11 protein-coding genes are annotated in these 16,766 nt (G+C 50.6%); 8 read left to right on the top strand and 3 right to left on the bottom strand.

Annotated features, from left to right (window positions below):
• Positions 1-83 precede the first annotated feature (83 nt).
• A complete protein-coding gene (locus ACMXD4_RS12995; RefSeq protein ID WP_415878349.1) occupies positions 84-5,567 on the bottom strand; it encodes a glutamate synthase-related protein in 5,484 nt (1,827 codons plus the stop codon).
• 252 nt (positions 5,568-5,819) lie between these two features.
• On the opposite strand from ACMXD4_RS12995, the gene ACMXD4_RS12990 reads away from it, so the two are divergent.
• Positions 5,820-7,040 carry an FAD-dependent monooxygenase gene (locus ACMXD4_RS12990; RefSeq protein WP_415878348.1) on the top strand — a complete coding sequence of 407 codons (1,221 nt, stop codon included), beginning with the start codon at positions 5,820-5,822 and terminating at the stop codon, positions 7,038-7,040.
• A 4-nt stretch (positions 7,041-7,044) separates the two neighbouring features.
• Here ACMXD4_RS12990 and glnD read toward each other — a convergent pair whose 3' ends face one another.
• Positions 7,045-9,690: a [protein-PII] uridylyltransferase gene (glnD, locus tag ACMXD4_RS12985; RefSeq protein ID WP_415878347.1), complete on the bottom strand. Its 2,646-nt coding sequence runs from the start codon at positions 9,688-9,690 to the stop codon at positions 7,045-7,047.
• Positions 9,687-10,451, bottom strand: a complete 765-nt coding sequence (map, locus tag ACMXD4_RS12980; RefSeq protein ID WP_415878346.1) for a type I methionyl aminopeptidase — start codon at positions 10,449-10,451, stop codon at positions 9,687-9,689. Before map ends, glnD begins: the two co-directional genes overlap by 4 nt.
• A 281-nt stretch (positions 10,452-10,732) precedes the next feature.
• Here map and rpsB point away from each other — a divergent pair, with 281 nt between their 5' ends.
• The 7 genes from rpsB to ispC all read left to right on the top strand — a co-directional run bounded on the left by rpsB (position 10,733) and on the right by ispC (position 16,764).
• Positions 10,733-11,476: a 30S ribosomal protein S2 gene (gene rpsB / locus ACMXD4_RS12975; RefSeq protein WP_020481858.1), complete on the top strand. Its 744-nt coding sequence runs from the start codon at positions 10,733-10,735 to the stop codon at positions 11,474-11,476.
• Between the two features lie 122 nt (positions 11,477-11,598).
• Complete coding sequence (gene tsf / locus ACMXD4_RS12970) at positions 11,599-12,477, top strand: translation elongation factor Ts (protein WP_415878345.1); 879 nt, start codon at positions 11,599-11,601, stop codon at positions 12,475-12,477.
• A gap of 83 nt (positions 12,478-12,560) precedes the next feature.
• The gene (gene pyrH / locus ACMXD4_RS12965; RefSeq protein WP_020481856.1) at positions 12,561-13,280 is read left to right on the top strand and encodes a UMP kinase; all 720 of its coding nucleotides are present in this window, start codon (positions 12,561-12,563) and stop codon (positions 13,278-13,280) included.
• 4 nt (positions 13,281-13,284) lie between these two features.
• Positions 13,285-13,842, top strand: a complete 558-nt coding sequence (gene frr / locus ACMXD4_RS12960; protein WP_020481855.1) for a ribosome recycling factor — start codon at positions 13,285-13,287, stop codon at positions 13,840-13,842.
• Between the two features lie 12 nt (positions 13,843-13,854).
• The gene (locus tag ACMXD4_RS12955; RefSeq protein WP_415878344.1) at positions 13,855-14,619 is read left to right on the top strand and encodes an isoprenyl transferase; all 765 of its coding nucleotides are present in this window, start codon (positions 13,855-13,857) and stop codon (positions 14,617-14,619) included.
• Between the two features lie 40 nt (positions 14,620-14,659).
• On the top strand, positions 14,660-15,583 hold the full coding sequence (locus ACMXD4_RS12950) for a phosphatidate cytidylyltransferase (RefSeq protein ID WP_415878343.1): 924 nt from the start codon (positions 14,660-14,662) through the stop codon (positions 15,581-15,583).
• Positions 15,580-16,764, top strand: a complete 1,185-nt coding sequence (gene ispC / locus ACMXD4_RS12945) for a 1-deoxy-D-xylulose-5-phosphate reductoisomerase (RefSeq protein ID WP_415878342.1) — start codon at positions 15,580-15,582, stop codon at positions 16,762-16,764. Before ACMXD4_RS12950 ends, ispC begins: the two co-directional genes overlap by 4 nt.
• Positions 16,765-16,766 lie beyond the last annotated feature (2 nt).

Here is a 16,766-nt window from a genome sequence, read left to right as displayed (position 1 = left end):
ACAGGTGTCAGGCTGTCCAGTCACTGTATTTGGTTCTTGCCAATCGCGGCGTGGAGGGTGCGTGGCATGCACCCTACATTGGTTTAGGCGGACGCGCTTTCCAGCATGTCTTTAACGATAGACAGGCTTTCCAAACTCGCTAGATTTTTATCGATGGACGGCAGGCCGGCCAAAGCGACACGATTGAATCTATCCTGTTCGATGATCCAGGCTGTTGAGCCTATCGAATAAATGCTTTGGACGTCGCGCAGCATCAGCGTGGTTTTATAATCGTTCAGGCGTTTTTCCGCCATCAACGCCGCTAGTTGCCCGTCATCGTATTGGCTGTAAGCTTCGCGGATATTTTTAATCAGCGCGTCTTGCAGCTTGCGTGGACGCTCCATGACTAATTTGTAAGCATGTTTATCAACTGACGTTTCGGTAGCCGGTTGGCCGGCTTTATTCAGTTGATCGCGGGCTATTTGCTGCGCTTTATCGATCACCGCATAGCTGTTGATCAGCTTTAAGGTAAGATCGGTGTCGGTTTCGCCGTAACCCGGAATGGCGCCATCGAACAACGGTGTGTTGTGTTTGTAAGCCTGTTTGATTTGCTCGATTTGTTTTTGTGCAAATGCCACAGACAATTCTTCGATCATAGCTTTGCGATCCAAAGCTTTACTCAGGTATTCAGCGGTTTGCGTGCGGTTCAGCCAGAGCGGCAAGGCAAATTTGAAGTTCTGACGCTCGTTGGCCCAATTCGCCAGAATGGCCTTGGCTTTTTCCGAGTCGGTATGTTCAACATGTTGCTCCAGCATGTACAAAATGAATTGCTCATGACTACTTGCTACATCGTTGTCATCGGTCAAACTATGTATGGATACCGAGGTGTCGTCATACAAATCGTGTAAGCGATTGTCCGGGTCGTACTGATAAGCGTTGCCGCCCGACATGCCGGTGCAGAAGCCTTTACCAAAACCGCCCAGATTCAATACGGCGCCGTTAATCATGTATTCGCAGGCAAAGTCACCTACGCCTTCGACTACCGCCATAGCACCGGAGTTACGTACCGCAAAGCGGTCGCCGGCCTCGCCATTGATAAAGGTTTTGCCGCCGGACGCACCGAATAGTGCAAAGTTACCTATCAACACATTCTCGCCAGGCAGTTTTGAGCCGCCGCCAGGCGATTTGATAACGATGGTACCGCCGCAAGCGGTTTTGCCGACGCCGTCGTTGCAGGTGCCGGTGTGTTCCATGCGCATGCCGTCGTTGTTGAACGCGGCGTAACTTTGACCTGCCGAACCATGGGTGCGGACGATAATGGTATTGTCGGCTAAGTAGCGGCGGCCGTGTTGGTTGGTATAGATGATGTTCGACTTAGCGACTTGCTCTGGGCTGAGTTCATAAGCCAACAAGCGCTCGAGATCGACTGCGGTTTGACCGCCGACGGTTTTGTTGCGGTTGTTCAGTTTGAACTCGTCGCCTTCGACGATCACTTGCTTTTGACCTTTTTCGAACAGCGCCGATTTGACGTGGGCAAAGATCAAATCGTCGATCGCAAAGTCTTTTTCCAAGTAAATCGGTTTCTCAATTTTAATGACCGGTACTTCCGCCAGCAGTTTTTGCAAGTGAATTTGGCCGACCATGCTCGGATGGTCGATCAGATGCAGCAACTCGGTTTTACCGCGAATTTCCTGCAAACTGGTGTAACCCAAGTCAGCCAGGATTTCGCGCACTTCGTGGGCCAGGTTCATAAAAAATTGTGCCAATACGCGCGGATCACCTTTGAATTCTTCGTGGGCGGTGGTCAACCCGGCGGGGCAGCGGATGTTGCAGTTTTTCGCCATCACGCAGCGCAGCATCATCAGCGCGGTGGTACCGAATTCGAAGGAGTCGCCGCCCAGAATGGCAGATTTCACCACGTCGGCTCCGTTCTGGTGGGCCGCACTGCAACGTAAAATGACTTTATCGCGCAAACCGTTAGCCGCCAGCGCTTGATGCACCTCGGCGATACCGATTTCCGGCGAACGGCCGGTGTTTTTCAGGCTGGTGACGGCTGCCGCGCCAGTACCGCCGGTGTTGCCGGCGACGTTGATTACATCGGCGCCGGCTTTGGCAACACCAACTGCGATGGTGCCTATGCCTTCCGAGGAAACCAGTTTTACCACCACGCGGACGCGGGCTGCCTTGGCGTCATGGATCAATTGGCCCAAGTCTTCGATGGAATAGGTATCGTGATGCGGAGGTGGGCTGACCAATTCTACTTTGGGCGTGCCGCCACGTAGCGCGGCGATTTCGACCGAGACTTTAGGTGCCGGTAATTGGCCGCCTTCGCCGGGCTTGGCGCCTTGGCCGATTTTAATTTCGATTTCCTCCAGATTCGGATCAGCCAAATAGCCGGCCCAAACGCCGAAGCGACCGGAAGCGAACTGTTTGATTTTGCTGGAGCGAATCGTGCCGAAACGGCTGGAATGTTCGCCACCTTCGCCGGAGTTACTCATGCCGCCGGCAATGTTGGTGCCTTGCGCCACTGCCTCGTGAGCTTCGGCCAGCAGAGCTCCATGGCTCATCGCACCGGATGCGAAAGTCGGAGTGATTTCATGGGCGGGTTGAACTAGGTCCAGCGCTATCCGCGAGCGGGCAGGGCGCACGTTGCTAAGATAGTTGTAAATCAGACTGTCGCTGTCGTTCGCCCGCAGACTGATACTGTCGTTTTCCAGGGTTAAACCGAAATCGTTACCGGCAAAGCGACCTTTTAGGTGTTCGGCTAGCTGTTCCAGACGCGCTTTGCTTGAATTCTCGGTAAACCGAATGCTAAATACGACGCCGTTGCTTTTCTCGACCTGTAGGCCGCGGATCAGGTAATTATTGTTACCGTGCAAATCCTGGCTGCCCAAAAGGCGATCAAAATCGGCTTTGCTGTTAGCGTCGCTGACGTCGGCCGGAAACTCCATTACATCGCGAAGCGCAGCGGGACGGTTGGCGCGCTCCTGAGCCAGATTGTGGGTAAAGCTGCGATAAGCCGGAGTAATACCGAAAGCGTCGATTTGCGCCGGTGTGCGTTTCTCATAGCCGAAATCCAAATACGCCGTATCGCTGGCTTCCGGCGCTTGTTGTAGCGCTATATACATGATCGCTTCATCGGTCATGTTGATATATTCGCGCACCGCCGTGTTGCCAAACGTGTGGCCGGCACCTTCGTTACGCTCTTTGAACAGGCCCAGAAACGGAATATCGTTTTCGCTTTTTACGGATAGCGCCTTATGGTGCCATTCCGTTGCGCTGGCGGCGATGTCACTGTAACGCACCCCGCCCACGGAAGCATTGATGTTGGGGAAATACGGTTTTAATTTCGGTTCGTCGGTATCCAGGTAATTGGATTCGAAAAACTCGCCGCCGATATAGCTTTCAGCGGTACACAGGCCGAATTTGCCCATGGTTTTCATCAGCGATTTTTCGACACCTTTTTGAAAGCTGTAAAGCGCTTTTTGCTGGGCTGCCGGATCGGCGTATTCGGTTGTTACCCGGTTATGGACACTGAGCGGGCAGATGGCGGATGCGCCGAAACCCAGAATGGTGGCCACGTCGTGCGGGCTGGCTGCCTGGCCGGTTTCCATGATCAGGGAGCTGTTGAAGCGCAAGCCATGCTTGACCAGATGTTGGTTAGCTGCGGCAATAGTCAACAGCGCCGGGATAGCGGCTTGGGCTTTGCTGATGTTGGCGTCGCTTAAAATGATGATGCCGGTATTGCCTCTCGCGGCTTGTTCGACTTGTGCGCAGACCGATTGCAAGGCTTGCTCCAATGCCAGTTCATTTTGCGCGGCGTTTTCAAAGTTCGGCGTGTATATCGCCGCGATAGTTGCGGTTTTTACTTGGCTTTGTCTGCGAATCTGTTCCAAATGAGTGCGTTGCAGGATCGGTGATTCGATGATCAGCTGTTTGCTGTTCTGCGGTGCAAAAGTCGGTTTGGCTCCCAAGGCCACGCGCAAGGTCATGCCGTCGCTTTCGCGCAGGGAGTCCAACGGCGGATTGGTAACTTGAGCGAAGCGTTGGCTGAAATAACGCGACATACCGCCTTCGGAGGCGCTCAAAGCGTTCGGCGTCAGGCCATATCCCATCGCCGAGACTTTTTCCAAGCCGGTTTGCAGGATAGGGTCCAGCAAAAACTTAAAACTTTCCTGGTTCAGCGAATAAGCAGTGTGACGTTGGTCGATATTCAGCTCATGCTCGTTGTTGAGTTCCGTAAGCTCTACTTTGGGCAATTCGTTGATATGAATGCAACTTTGTTTCAGCAGCGCTTTATAGTCTCTTTCCTTGGCTAAGCGCTCCATGACTTGATGGCTGTTGTAAGACTCACCGGTGTTATGGTCGAAATACAACATGCCGCCAGCCTCGATGCGGCCACGTCTTAGCACTTTTTCGGGTGGGAAATCGATCTGGCCTGCTTCGGACATCACCGCCAGGTACTCTGCGGTTTCTACTGAGCGCAATGGTCTTAAGCCCAGGCGGTCCAAGCGCGCGCCGACGCGAATGCCGTCATTGAAGATTAACGCCGCCGGGCCGTCGTTTTTTTCTTCGTATAGGCTGAAATATTCCAGCATGGCGCGCACGTCTGCCGATAAGGTTGTATCGTTTTCCCAAGCTGGCGGCATCATTGCCAAAATGGCGGTGACGATATCCAGCTGATCTTCGTTGATCCGGCGGGTCAGGGTTTGATCCAGGCGACCGGAATCCGATTGGCCGCAAGGAAACACGACATGTTTGTTGTTCTGCCGAGCAATGGCGTTTTCGCTGAGACGGTTTTTCTTGTCGGTGTTCAACTCGCCGTTATGCGCCATGTAACGAAACGGCTGGGCCATCATCGTCGCCGGCGCGGTGTTAGTGGAAAAACGGGTATGGAAGAACAGTGTGCTGATTTCGTGGTCGGCGTCGTACAAGTCGACAAAGTAGGGGATGACTTCGAATGAGTTCAGGCGGCCTTTATAAACCTGGGTGCGGGAACTCATCGACAACGGATAAAAACCTTTCAGTTCCGGGCGAGTGAAGCCGTTGGCTTCTATCGTCAACAGCGCAGACTGAATATGTCTTTCAAAAGCCTCGTGACTGGCATCCTTCAGGGATTTCGGGCGACCGAAAATGACTTGTTTAATCGGCAATTGCGCTTTCAAGGCTGCCGCATTGAGTGCCGAGTTATCAACCGGGACTTCCCGCCATTTGATGATGGGCAGATCGAATTCCAGAAGCTGTTCTTCAACCAGCTTCTGTGCTTCTGAATCGTAATGCGCGTGGTCTTCCGGGAAGAAAAAATTGGCTACGCCGAATTGTCCCAGCTCCAGGCCATTGTTCCCAGTAACCTTGCGGAAAAACGTCAGAGACAAATCGATATTAACGCCGGCCCCGTCGCCTATTCCTTCCGCGCTCATGCCGCCGCGATGCGGAATCGTACACAAGGCTTCATGCGACTTGACTAGGAGCTCGTGGGTCTGTTTGCTGTCCTTGCGGGTGATAAATCCGACACCGCAGCTGTCCTGTGAAAGATCAGCGTCGTAAAGCATGTGTATTGCGTTAATTTTCTGGGCGTTTTTAATCATTGCTATCCAGATCCTCTCTTACTGATTAAATGCGCTAGCCGGTATTTTCCTTACCGATAGTGCCGTTTATGGTTTTTCTGCCTGCTGCGTGTTAGAGTCGTCCCATGCGGCGAGAACCCCTAAATAACTTCGGAATTTCAGTTGGCGAAACTTTGTAATCATACCATGTGGCACCGCCCCTGTCATTCCGTAAAGCCGATGGCGTCTTTGTTCTCTCGTCTGGCCTTTAGTTTTAAAACTTTGTGAAGAAATATGAAAGAACAATTTGATGTGGTGATAGTCGGCGGGGGGATGGTGGGTGCCGCCGTGGCTTGTTGCCTGGGTGGTAGCGAGTTAAAAGTAGCTGTGATAGAAGCGCAGGTTCCAGAAGCTTTTTCCAGTGCACAGCCGCATGATTTAAGGGTTTCAGCCTTAAGTATCGCCTCGAAAAACATTCTGGAAGCCGTCGGCGCTTGGGAAGGTGTAACGTCACGGCGCTATTGCCCGTTCAAACGCATGCGGGTTTGGGAAACGGCCGGCGATACCACCTTTAACAGCGATGACATTCGCTATCCAGAGCTGGGCTATATCGTCGAAAATCGCATCACTCAGCTGGCATTACTGGATAGACTGCCAAGTTTTGACAATATTGAATTACTGATGCCGCAAACCATCGCCAAGATAAATTACGACGGTCACGAATCGGAGTTGGTATTAGCGGACGGTCGCGTGCTTCAGGCAAAGTTGCTGGTTGCGGCGGATGGCGGGCAGTCGCGAGTGAGGCAGGCGGTAGGCTTGGGTGTGACCAGTTGGGATTACAATCAGCATGCCTTGGTGATTTATATTGAAACCGCCTATCCACAGCAGGACATAACCTGGCAGCGTTTTGTATCCAGCGGTCCGCAAGCCTTTTTGCCGTTGACAGACAATTACGGTTCCATCGTGTGGTATCAATCGCCTGATGAAGTTCGACGTTTACAAGCCTTGTCTTACGAGCAATTGCGAGATGAGCTGGTAGCGGCATTTCCCAATTGTCTGGGCGAGGTGAAGCAGGTGTTGGGTGTGGCGAGTTTTCCACTGAAGCGGCAGCATGCGCAAAGCTACGTGAAGCAAGGCGTGGCCTTGGTGGGCGATGCAGCGCACATGATTAATCCATTGGCCGGGCAGGGCGTCAATATCGGTTTGCTGGATGCCGCGGCTCTGGCTGAAACTCTGGTGGACGCCCATAAACGTGGTAAGAGCATAGCCGACTTGGCGGTGTTACAACGCTACGAATCCATGCGCCGCAACGAGAATCTGAAAATGATGACCTTAATGGATGTGTTTTATCGGTCATTTAGTAACGACATTTTGCCGATTAAACTGTTAAGAAATCTTGGTCTGGGTTTGGCCCAACGCATCACTCCCGCCCGTAACAAAGCGATGAAGGCTGCGATGGGGCTGGAAGGTCGTCTGCCGAAATTAGCCCGCGGTGAACGTTTGTTAGTCAGATAAGATTTTAGCTTTTCAGACTCAAATATCGCAACATGGTGGTGCGTATTTGGGCTTTTTTGTCCTCGTCGGTGATCGGCATTGATTGCTGGTCGCTGATGTAGAACATGTCTTCCGCGCGACTGCCTATCGTGGTGATTTTTGCATCATGCAGTTGGATGTCCAGCTCCGTAAACGCCTTGCCTATGGTAGACAGCAAGCCGGCGCGATCCGTGGTAACTAATTCGATAACGGTGTGCTTATGCGACGGATCTTCCAGAAAGGTGATGCTGGTTTCTATCGGAAAGTGTCGGGCCTGACGGGACTGCTTGTGGATATTCTTTGACGCTTTCACTTTTTTGGCGATTAAGCCTTGGCGTAGCGAGGTGCAGATATGGACTTCGCGATACAAGTCGTTAATGGCTTCGCCGGATTGTTCCAAAACCTGAAAACTGTTCAGTACGTATTGATCGGCAGTCGTGATGATTCTGGCATCCAGAATTGTCAGGCCCAAATGGTCCAGAGTGGCGGTCGAAATCGAAAAAATCTGCGCTTCGTTGCGGGTGTAAACGAAAATCTCCGCGCTACCGCGCTGGGTTTGCGGTCGCAATAGCACCAGCGGCAGTTCGCTTTCCTGGCAAGCCGCGATCGCAATTGTGTGCCAGGCTATTTCGTCCGCCGAATAGCGCAGAAAATAGTCGTCACTGAGATGCTGCCAGGACTGGGTAATATTGGTTTTGGATATGCCCAGTTTCAAGAGCTCGTCGCGCGCTTCTTTTTTGTTTTCTAGTACCCGCTCAGAACGGACCATCGGATTTTGTAGTCCGCGGTGCAAGGCTTGGTGGGTGGAAATATACAAATCTTTCAGCAATACATCTTTCCAAGCGTTCCACAAGCTGGGATTGGTTGCGCGAATGTCCGCCACTGTCAGCAAATACAAATAATTTAGCCGCTCTATACTGCCGACTTCCAGGGCGAAAGTGTGGATGACGTCTGGATCGCTGATGTCCTTACGTTGCGCAGTCATCGACATAAACAAATGCTGGCGAACCAGCCACGTGATCAGTTTGGTGTCATGGCTTGATAGTTCGTGTTGTAGGCAAAAGTTGTTGGCGATGGTTTCGCCGAGAGTGGAATGATCTCCGCCTCTGCCCTTGGCTATATCGTGAAACATGGCGGCAATGTACAAAATGTCAGGCTTTGAAATCAGTAAAAAAATATTATTGCAAAACGGCAATTCCTTATTGTGTTTGGCTAGCGAGAAGCGTCGCAAATTACGGATAACAAACAAAGTGTGCTCGTCCACGGTATAGATGTGGAACAGGTCGTACTGCATACGCGCCACGATATTGGCGAAATCCGGCAAATAGGCGGCGAGTACGCCATAGCGGTTCATTCGCTTGAGTTGGCTGGTAATGCCGCGCGGCTGTCTGAGAATGTCCATGAACAGGCGGTTGGCCTGTTTATTGGTGCGGAAATCGGCATTGATCAGGTGCAGATTTTTGCGAATCAAACGGATGGTGCTGGCACGAATTCCCTTCAAAGAGGGCGATTGTTGCAAGATTAAAAAAATTTCCAGCAAAGCCAGCGGTTGTTTTTGAAATACATCTTTGTTGCTGACTTCCAGATAGCCATCAATCGATGAAAAATTGGCGGTGATGGGAATCGGGGTCAGGCTTTCCTTATTGCTGATCAGTCTCTCGTTCAGCAGTTGTAACAGCATTTCGTTCAGACGCTCGATATCCACGACAGTTTTGAAGTAAAACTGCATGAATTGCTCGACGTCAGGTTGTTCGTTCTTGTCTATGTAACCGAACTGGCTGGCTAGCTCGCGTTGGTAATCGAATAGTAATCTATCTTCGCAGCGGCTAGTCAGATTGTGTAGCGCAAAGCGCAGGCGCCAGAGGATGTCGCGAGCGGTAATCAGATTGTCGTATTCCGATTTGGGTAAAAAGCCGTATTTGATCAACTCTCTGAGAGACGAGGCGTTGTAATGGCGTTTGAACACCCAGCTAATTACCTGCAAATCGCGGAGCCCGCCCGGACCCTCCTTGATATTGGGCTCCAGATTGTAAGCAGTGTCGTGGAACTTGCTGTAGCGCTTTTGCTGTTCAGCCATTTTGGCTGGGAAAAATTGTTCCGATGGCCAGAGTGTTTCGGAATTTACCTGGTGCTTTAGGTCGCTAAATAGTTCGGCGTTGCCGGTAATCAGGCGCATTTCCAGCAGGTTGGTAAATACGGTCTGGTCGTCCTGAGCAACAGCTAGGCACTCTGGCACGCTGCGCGTGCTCAGTCCCGGTTTTAGTCCGATATCCCATAGGAAATTGCAAAAACCGGATACTTGCTGTTGATAGTCTATCGGGTTGGCGGCACCGAGCAGCACCAAAATATCGATATCCGAATAAGGAAACAATTCGCCTCTGCCGTACCCCCCGGTCGCGATCAGGCTGTTACGACTGGCGGCGGCGTCGAGGAAATGCAGCCAGCAGGCGGTCAATAGGTTGTCGATAAAGCGAGCTTTCTCAGTCAGCAGGCCGACGGTCGCCTGGTCAGGGTTAAAGCGCATTTTTAACTGCGCATTTTCTTCGTTAATCGCATTTTTGAATTTGGCGACTGGATTGTCGCCTGCGAAACAGTTGAGAAAATCGCTTTCGGTGAACAGCGCCTGGCTCACAGCTCTTCCTGTCTCAGCGTCAAAATCTCGTAGCCGGTATCGGTTACCAAAATCGTGTGTTCCCATTGCGCGGACAGGCTGCGGTCCTTGGTTACCGCGGTCCAGCCGTCGGCGAGGATTTTCATATGGCGTTTGCCTTGATTGAGCATGGGCTCTATCGTAAAAATCATACCTGGTTCGAGTATTTCTCCTTCACCGCGCTTGCCGAAATGCATCACATGCGGATCTTCGTGAAATTTTTTGCCTATGCCGTGGCCGCAGAACTCTCTGACGATGGAATAACGATTGTTTTCTGCGTGCTTTTGTATGGCGTGGCCAATATCGCCCAGGCGGGCGCTGGGTTTGACTTCCGCTATACCCAAAAATAGGCATTCTCGGGTGATGTCGACCAAGCGTTTGGCGTGCGGGCTGACGTCGCCAATGCAAAACATTTTGCTGGTGTCGCCGTGGTAACCGTCTTTAATCACCGTAATATCGATATTTACAATGTCGCCATTTTTCAGCTTTTTCTCGCTGGGAATACCATGGCAAATCTGCTGATTGATGGATGTGCAAATCGATTTTGGAAAACCGCGATAATTCAAGGGGGCTGGAATAGCTTGTTGCACATCGACGATGTAATCGTGACAGATTTGGTCAAGTTCTTCGGTGGATATGCCGGCAACAACATGGGGGGCGATCATTTCAAGTACTTCGGCGGCCAGTTTTCCGGCAACGCGCATCTTGTCGATTTCTTCGGCGGTTTTTATGGTAATAGTCATCGGCAGGTGGCTAAATATTAGGATAAAAGCGAGTGCGGCCCTTTTTTGCTATGTAACGAAGATGCTCTCTCAGGCAAACGCCGATAGGAGTCTATCAGACTTGAAGTTGTTGTGAAATTCTAATCATGGTATAAAGGCAAGTTCACTATGTAACCAATACTCACACTTGTCGACACGGTCGGTGGGGTGCTGAAAGTCTTTTTTCAGATTTTCGGTCACTGATCGGGGCGGGTGGAGGCGTAACCCAACGCCGAATTATTCGGCAATTTTAGGAGAAGTAAATGGCAGCAGTGTCAATGCGTCAAATGCTGGAAGCGGGTGTTCACTTTGGACATCAAACCCGTTACTGGAACCCGAAAATGGCTTCATACTTGTTTGGAGCCCGCAACAAAATTCATATCATCGACTTGGAACAAACGCTTCCATTGTTCAACGATGCCATGAACTACCTCGGTCAAATGACCGCCAACAAGGGTACTATCCTGTTTGTCGGCACCAAAAAAGCGGCGCGTAAAGTGGTAGCCGAAGAAGCAAAACGTTGTGGCATGCCCTACGTCAACCATCGTTGGTTGGGCGGCATGTTGACCAACTTCAAAACCATCAAAAAATCCATCAACCGTTTGAAAGAACTGGAAGCGATGAAAGCCGATGGCACCTTGTACCAACGTTTCAGCAAAAAAGAAGCTTTGGGCATGGAGCGCGAATTGGAAAAGCTTGAGCGTAGCTTGGGCGGTATCAAAGATATGCGCGGCACTCCTGACGCTATCTTCGTGTTGGACGTAGGTTATGAGAAAAATGCCATTATGGAAGCCAAAAAATTGGGCATTCCAGTGGTCGGCGTGGTTGACTCCAATAACTCGCCCGAAAAAATTGATTACGTTATCCCAGGTAATGACGATTCTATCCGCGCAGTGACTTTGTATTGCCAAAGTGCTTCGGCTTCCGTGCTGGAAGCGAAAGCCTTGCGTATGGATGCTTCAGCCAAAGCCGACGATTTTGTCGAAGAAGTCGTAACGGAAGCGTAAGTTTTAAACGCGCTCGGCCAAGGTGGTTGAGCGCCGCTGAATCTGGTATTCAGAACAGACTGTCTTTTAAACGCCTCCTTTGTGAGGCGTTTTTTTAGTTAATAAAATTTGAGGAAAAAACGATGAGTATTAGTGCGGCGATGGTCAAGGAATTGCGTGAGCGTACCGGCTCAGGCATGATGGAGTGTAAGAAAGCCCTGGTTGAAGCCAATGGCGATATGGAACTGGCCATTGAAAACATGCGTAAAGCCGGTTTGGCAAAAGCCGATAAAAAATCCGGCCGTATCGCGGCGGAAGGCATTATTGGTGTTAAAGTTTCCGACGACGCTAAAACCGTTGTTATGGTAGACGTTAACTGCGAAACCGATTTCGTCGCCAAAGGCGATGATTTTATTGGTTTTGCTAATGATGTCGTCAATAGTTTGTTGACCAGCAATGTCAACAGCGACGAAGAATTGCAAGCAATGGTACTGAGCACCGGCGTCAGCGTTGACGATACCCGTCGTGCGTTGATTGCTAAAATCGGCGAAAACATTACTGTGCGCCGTTTCGTTAAATTCACCACCACTGAAGGTGGTCAGGCGGCTTACCTGCACGGCAGTAAAATTGGCGTTATCGTTGAGTTAAGCAAAAACGATCCCGCTTTGGGTAAGGACGTGGCGATGCATGTTGCCGCTGCTAAACCTGAATATGTATCGGATGATCAAGTATCAGCCGATGTCATCGCCAAGGAAAAAGAAATTTTTGCCGCGCAAGCACTGGAAAGTGGCAAGCCTGCCGAGATCGTTGAAAAAATGATTGGTGGTCGTATCAATAAATTCCTGGCGGAAGTGACTTTGTTGGGTCAACCTTTCATCAAGGACGACAGCGTTACCGTTGGTAAATTGCTGGCATCCAAAGACAATGCTGTTGTGCGTTTTGCTCGTTTCGAAGTGGGCGAAGGCATTGAGAAAAAAGAAGAAGATTTTGCCGCCGAAGTAATGGCACAAGTTAGAGGCTAAACGCCTCGGAATAAACCCGGTTCGCCGGGTTTATTTATATCAGTTCGTTGCTTTTAACCCATGTTTACGGTGGATATTTGATTATGAGTCAATTGATTTGTCAGAGAATTTTACTTAAATTGAGCGGCGAAGCACTGGCGAGCGAACGCGGCGGCAGTATCGATCCGGATATAGTGCAACGCTTGGCTCAAGAAGTGAAAGACTTGTGCGATGCAGGTATCCAGGTCGGCTTGGTGATTGGCGGCGGCAATATTTTGCGCGGCGGCGAGAAAGCATCGGAAGGCTTGAATCGGGTTACCGGCGACCAAATGGGTATGTTGGCTACGGTGATTAATGCTTTGGCGATGCAGGACGCGCTGGAGTATCTCGGGCAGCCCGTTCGGGTCATGACTGCTCTGAAAATCAATCAGGTGTGCGAAGATTACATCCGTCGCCGGGCTGTCAGACATTTGGAAAAAGGTAGAGTGGCTATTTTCGCTGCCGGTACCGGTAATCCGTTTTTTACTACCGATACCGCTGCCAGTTTGCGTGCTATTGAAATTGACGCCGAGTTGATGATTAAGGCGACCAAAGTCAAAGGCGTTTATTCTGCCGACCCGAACAAGGTGGCTGACGCCGTATTTTATCCCCGCTTGACCTATGACGAAGCCATCGACCAACGTTTGAATGTCATGGACACCACGGCCTTGGTTTTGTGTAGGGATAACAATCTGCCCATGCGGGTAATGAATGTATTTGAGCCGGGAGCGATTATGCGCTTGATGCGCGGTGAAGATATAGGCTCCCTAATCGAGAGGAACTAACAGAATGATCAGCGATATTCAACAAGATGCCGCCAGCCGTATGGTAAAAAGCATCGAGTCCCTACAAAAAGCATTTACCAAAATTAGAACCGGGCGCGCGCATCCCAGCTTGCTGGACCAAATCAGCGTCACGTATTACGGTAACGAATCGCCCTTGTCGCAGGTAGCCAACGTCTCTGTCGAGGACGCGCGCACCTTGAAAGTCGTGCCTTGGGAAAAGAGCATGATCCAGGCTATCGAGAAAGCCATCATGTCGTCCGGCTTGGGCTTAAATCCCGCCACTCAAGGTACCGTCATCAGACTGCCTTTGCCGGCGCTGACCGAAGAGCGGCGTCGCGATTTGGTTAAAATCGTCAAAAATGAAGCCGAACAAGGCCGCGTAGCGATTCGTAATATTCGCCGCGATGCCAATGCCGCGATCAAAGATGCTTTGAAAGAAAAATTAATTTCTGAGGACGACGCGCGTCAAGCCGAAGAAAAGATCCAGAAGCTCACCGATCAATACATCAAGGAAGTAGAGAAGCATCTTGAAGAAAAAGAAGCCGATTTGCTTTCCATGTAATCGAGAGGCGTGATGACTGCTGCTGACAACGATAAACCGGCGATAAATAACGGCAATCCACGGCATATTGCCATCATCATGGATGGCAATGGCCGCTGGGCGCAAAAACGCTTGATGCCCAGAATCATGGGGCATTACGCTGGTGTGAAGGCGGTCAGGAAGATCGTCGAGTATTGTGCCAAAGAGAACATTGAAGTGCTGTCATTGTTCGCTTTCAGCAGCGAAAACTGGCGCAGGCCGCAAGATGAAGTGAGTTTGTTGATGGAACTGTTCATGAACACGCTGCAATCCGAGGTCGATAAACTCGACAAAAACAACATCAGATTGAAAATCATCGGCGATAAAAGCGCGTTTCCAGAAAAACTGCGGGAAAAAATCGCCGCAGCCGAAGGGCAGACCGCACAAAACGATGGATTGACATTGCTGATTGCTGCCAACTACGGCGGACGTTGGGACATCACCCAAGCTTTGCGGCAAATCGTAGCAGGGGTGAAATCGGGCGAGATCGACGAAAAAGCCATTTCAGAACAGCTCGTCAATCAATATCTGGTGACCGCTGAGTTACCCGAGCCTGATTTGTTTATTCGTTCCGGCGGAGAGGAACGGATCAGTAACTTTCTGCTGTGGCAACTGGCCTATACCGAATTTTATTTTACCGATGCGCTTTGGCCGGATTTCGATCAGCAAGCATTGGAAAAAGCTATCGGCAGCTTCAAAGGCCGGCAAAGACGTTTTGGGCACACTGGCGAACAAGTCATCGATAACAGAGTTCTCTAGGGATTTTTTCTATAACCATAATAATTAAAAAACCACACACATGTTATTAAAACGCATCTTAACCGCGCTAGTATTGGCTACCGTGGTCATCACGGCAGTTATGCTGCTGCCAGCCCTTTATTTCTCCCTATTTATCGCTGTGGTTACGCTGATCGCCGCCTTCGAATGGATGGCCTTGACTGACGTAAACACGCTTATCCGCAAAATACTTTTCCTCTTGTTTTTAATTGTGCCGATGTTGGGCGTTACTTATTGGACGGTATTGCTGGAGTTGCTTAGCGAGGCGATGGAATGGCCGGAAATCAAAGACTATTCGGATGCTTTAGAGTGGTTTGTTATCGCTCCTGTGCTGTTCTGGGTGCTAACAATGGTTTTGATCAGAAAAGCCGGTCCGCAGTTGTTGAATATCGAATTCAAGGCACGGCTCAAGACTTTCAGCGGTTGGTTGGTATTGCTCTCTGCCTGGATGTTTCTCAGCAAATTAAGAGCGTATTACGGTCCTGGCATGGTGATCTACTTTTTGCTGTTGATTTGGGCCGCGGATATTTCCGCCTTTTTTGCTGGTAAAACTTGGGGTAAAGATAAACTCGCGCCAGAAATAAGTCCGGGTAAAACCATTCAAGGCATGTATGGTGCTTTAATTTCCGCGGCTGTCTGCGGCATAGGTTTTACTATTTATGGTTGGATTGCCGCGACTCAGCCAGAAGATGTTGACTCCGGAACGTTGCGCTTCCTCAATGGATTGGTGTGGACCGATATGTTGATATTGTCGGTGATGACCGTGTTGATCTCAATTTACGGCGATTTGTTTTTCAGTCTGATAAAACGCAAAAAAGGTGTTAAAGACAGCGGTAACTTGTTACCCGGTCACGGTGGCATATTAGATAGAGTGGATAGCATCATTGCTGCCGCGCCTTTTTTCTATGCAGGGATTTTATTGATTGGTAGGGTGTTTTACGCATGAAAGGTCTTTGCATACTCGGAGCGACCGGCTCGATTGGCGTCAGCACCTTAGATGTGGTTGCGCGCCACCCCGACCAATATAAAGTGGTAGCGTTAACCGCCAACGGTAATATCGAAGCCTTGTACGAACAATGTTTGGCCCATCGTCCTGAGTATGCGGTAGTCGCCAATCCGGATAACGCTCAAGCATTCAAGGACAAAATCGCCGGTTCGCCTCTTGCCGATATTAAGGTGTTAGCCGGCGCGGACGCCTTGACGCAAGTAGCAACCTTGGACAATGTTGACGCAGTGATGGCCGCTATCGTCGGCGCGGCCGGTTTGTTGCCAACCTTGGCAGCCGCGAGAGCCGGTAAAACGGTGTTGCTGGCTAACAAGGAAGCCTTGGTCATGTCCGGGCAAATCTTTATGCAAGCCGTCGCCGAAAACGGCGCGACGCTACTGCCCATCGATAGCGAGCACAACGCAATATTTCAGTGCATGCCGGCTGGCTATACGACCGGGCATACTGCCAAACAGGCCAGACGTATTTTGTTGACCGCATCCGGCGGTCCGTTTCGGCAAACGCCGATTGCCGATTTGGATACTGTGACCCCCGAACAAGCGGTCGCGCATCCGAAATGGGATATGGGCCGGAAAATTTCGGTGGATTCGGCGACGATGATGAACAAAGGTTTGGAGTTAATCGAAGCCTGCCTGTTGTTCAACATGGATCCGGATACGATCCAAGTAGTGATTCATCCGCAAAGTATCATTCATTCCATGGTCGATTATGTCGACGGCTCTGTGTTAGCGCAAATGGGCAACCCAGACATGCGCACACCCATTGCTCACGCCATGGCTTGGCCGGAACGCTTTGACTCCGGTGTGGTGCCGCTGAATATTTTCGAAGTCAAGCATATGGATTTCGAACAACCTGATTTGCAACGTTTCCCGTGTTTGCGGCTGGCCTACGAAGCTATCAAAGCCGGCGGCATCATGCCGACCGTTTTGAACGCCGCCAATGAGATTGCCGTGGAAGCCTTTTTGAACGAGCAGGTACGCTTTACCGATATTGCCCGCATCATAGAGCGAAGCATGGCCCAATTTACTGCCGATTGCGCAGATACGCTCGAACACGTCTTGGCAGCCGACCAGCAGGCCAGAGACGTTGCGAATAAAGTGATCGCCGAACTCAAACACTAGTT

The organism is Methylomonas sp. TEB, assembly GCF_047777895.1.
In the GTDB taxonomy this organism is placed as follows: domain Bacteria; phylum Pseudomonadota; class Gammaproteobacteria; order Methylococcales; family Methylomonadaceae; genus Methylomonas.
The sequence above is the reverse complement of the archived record's forward strand: the minus strand, read 5'-3'. Positions and strand labels throughout refer to the sequence as shown.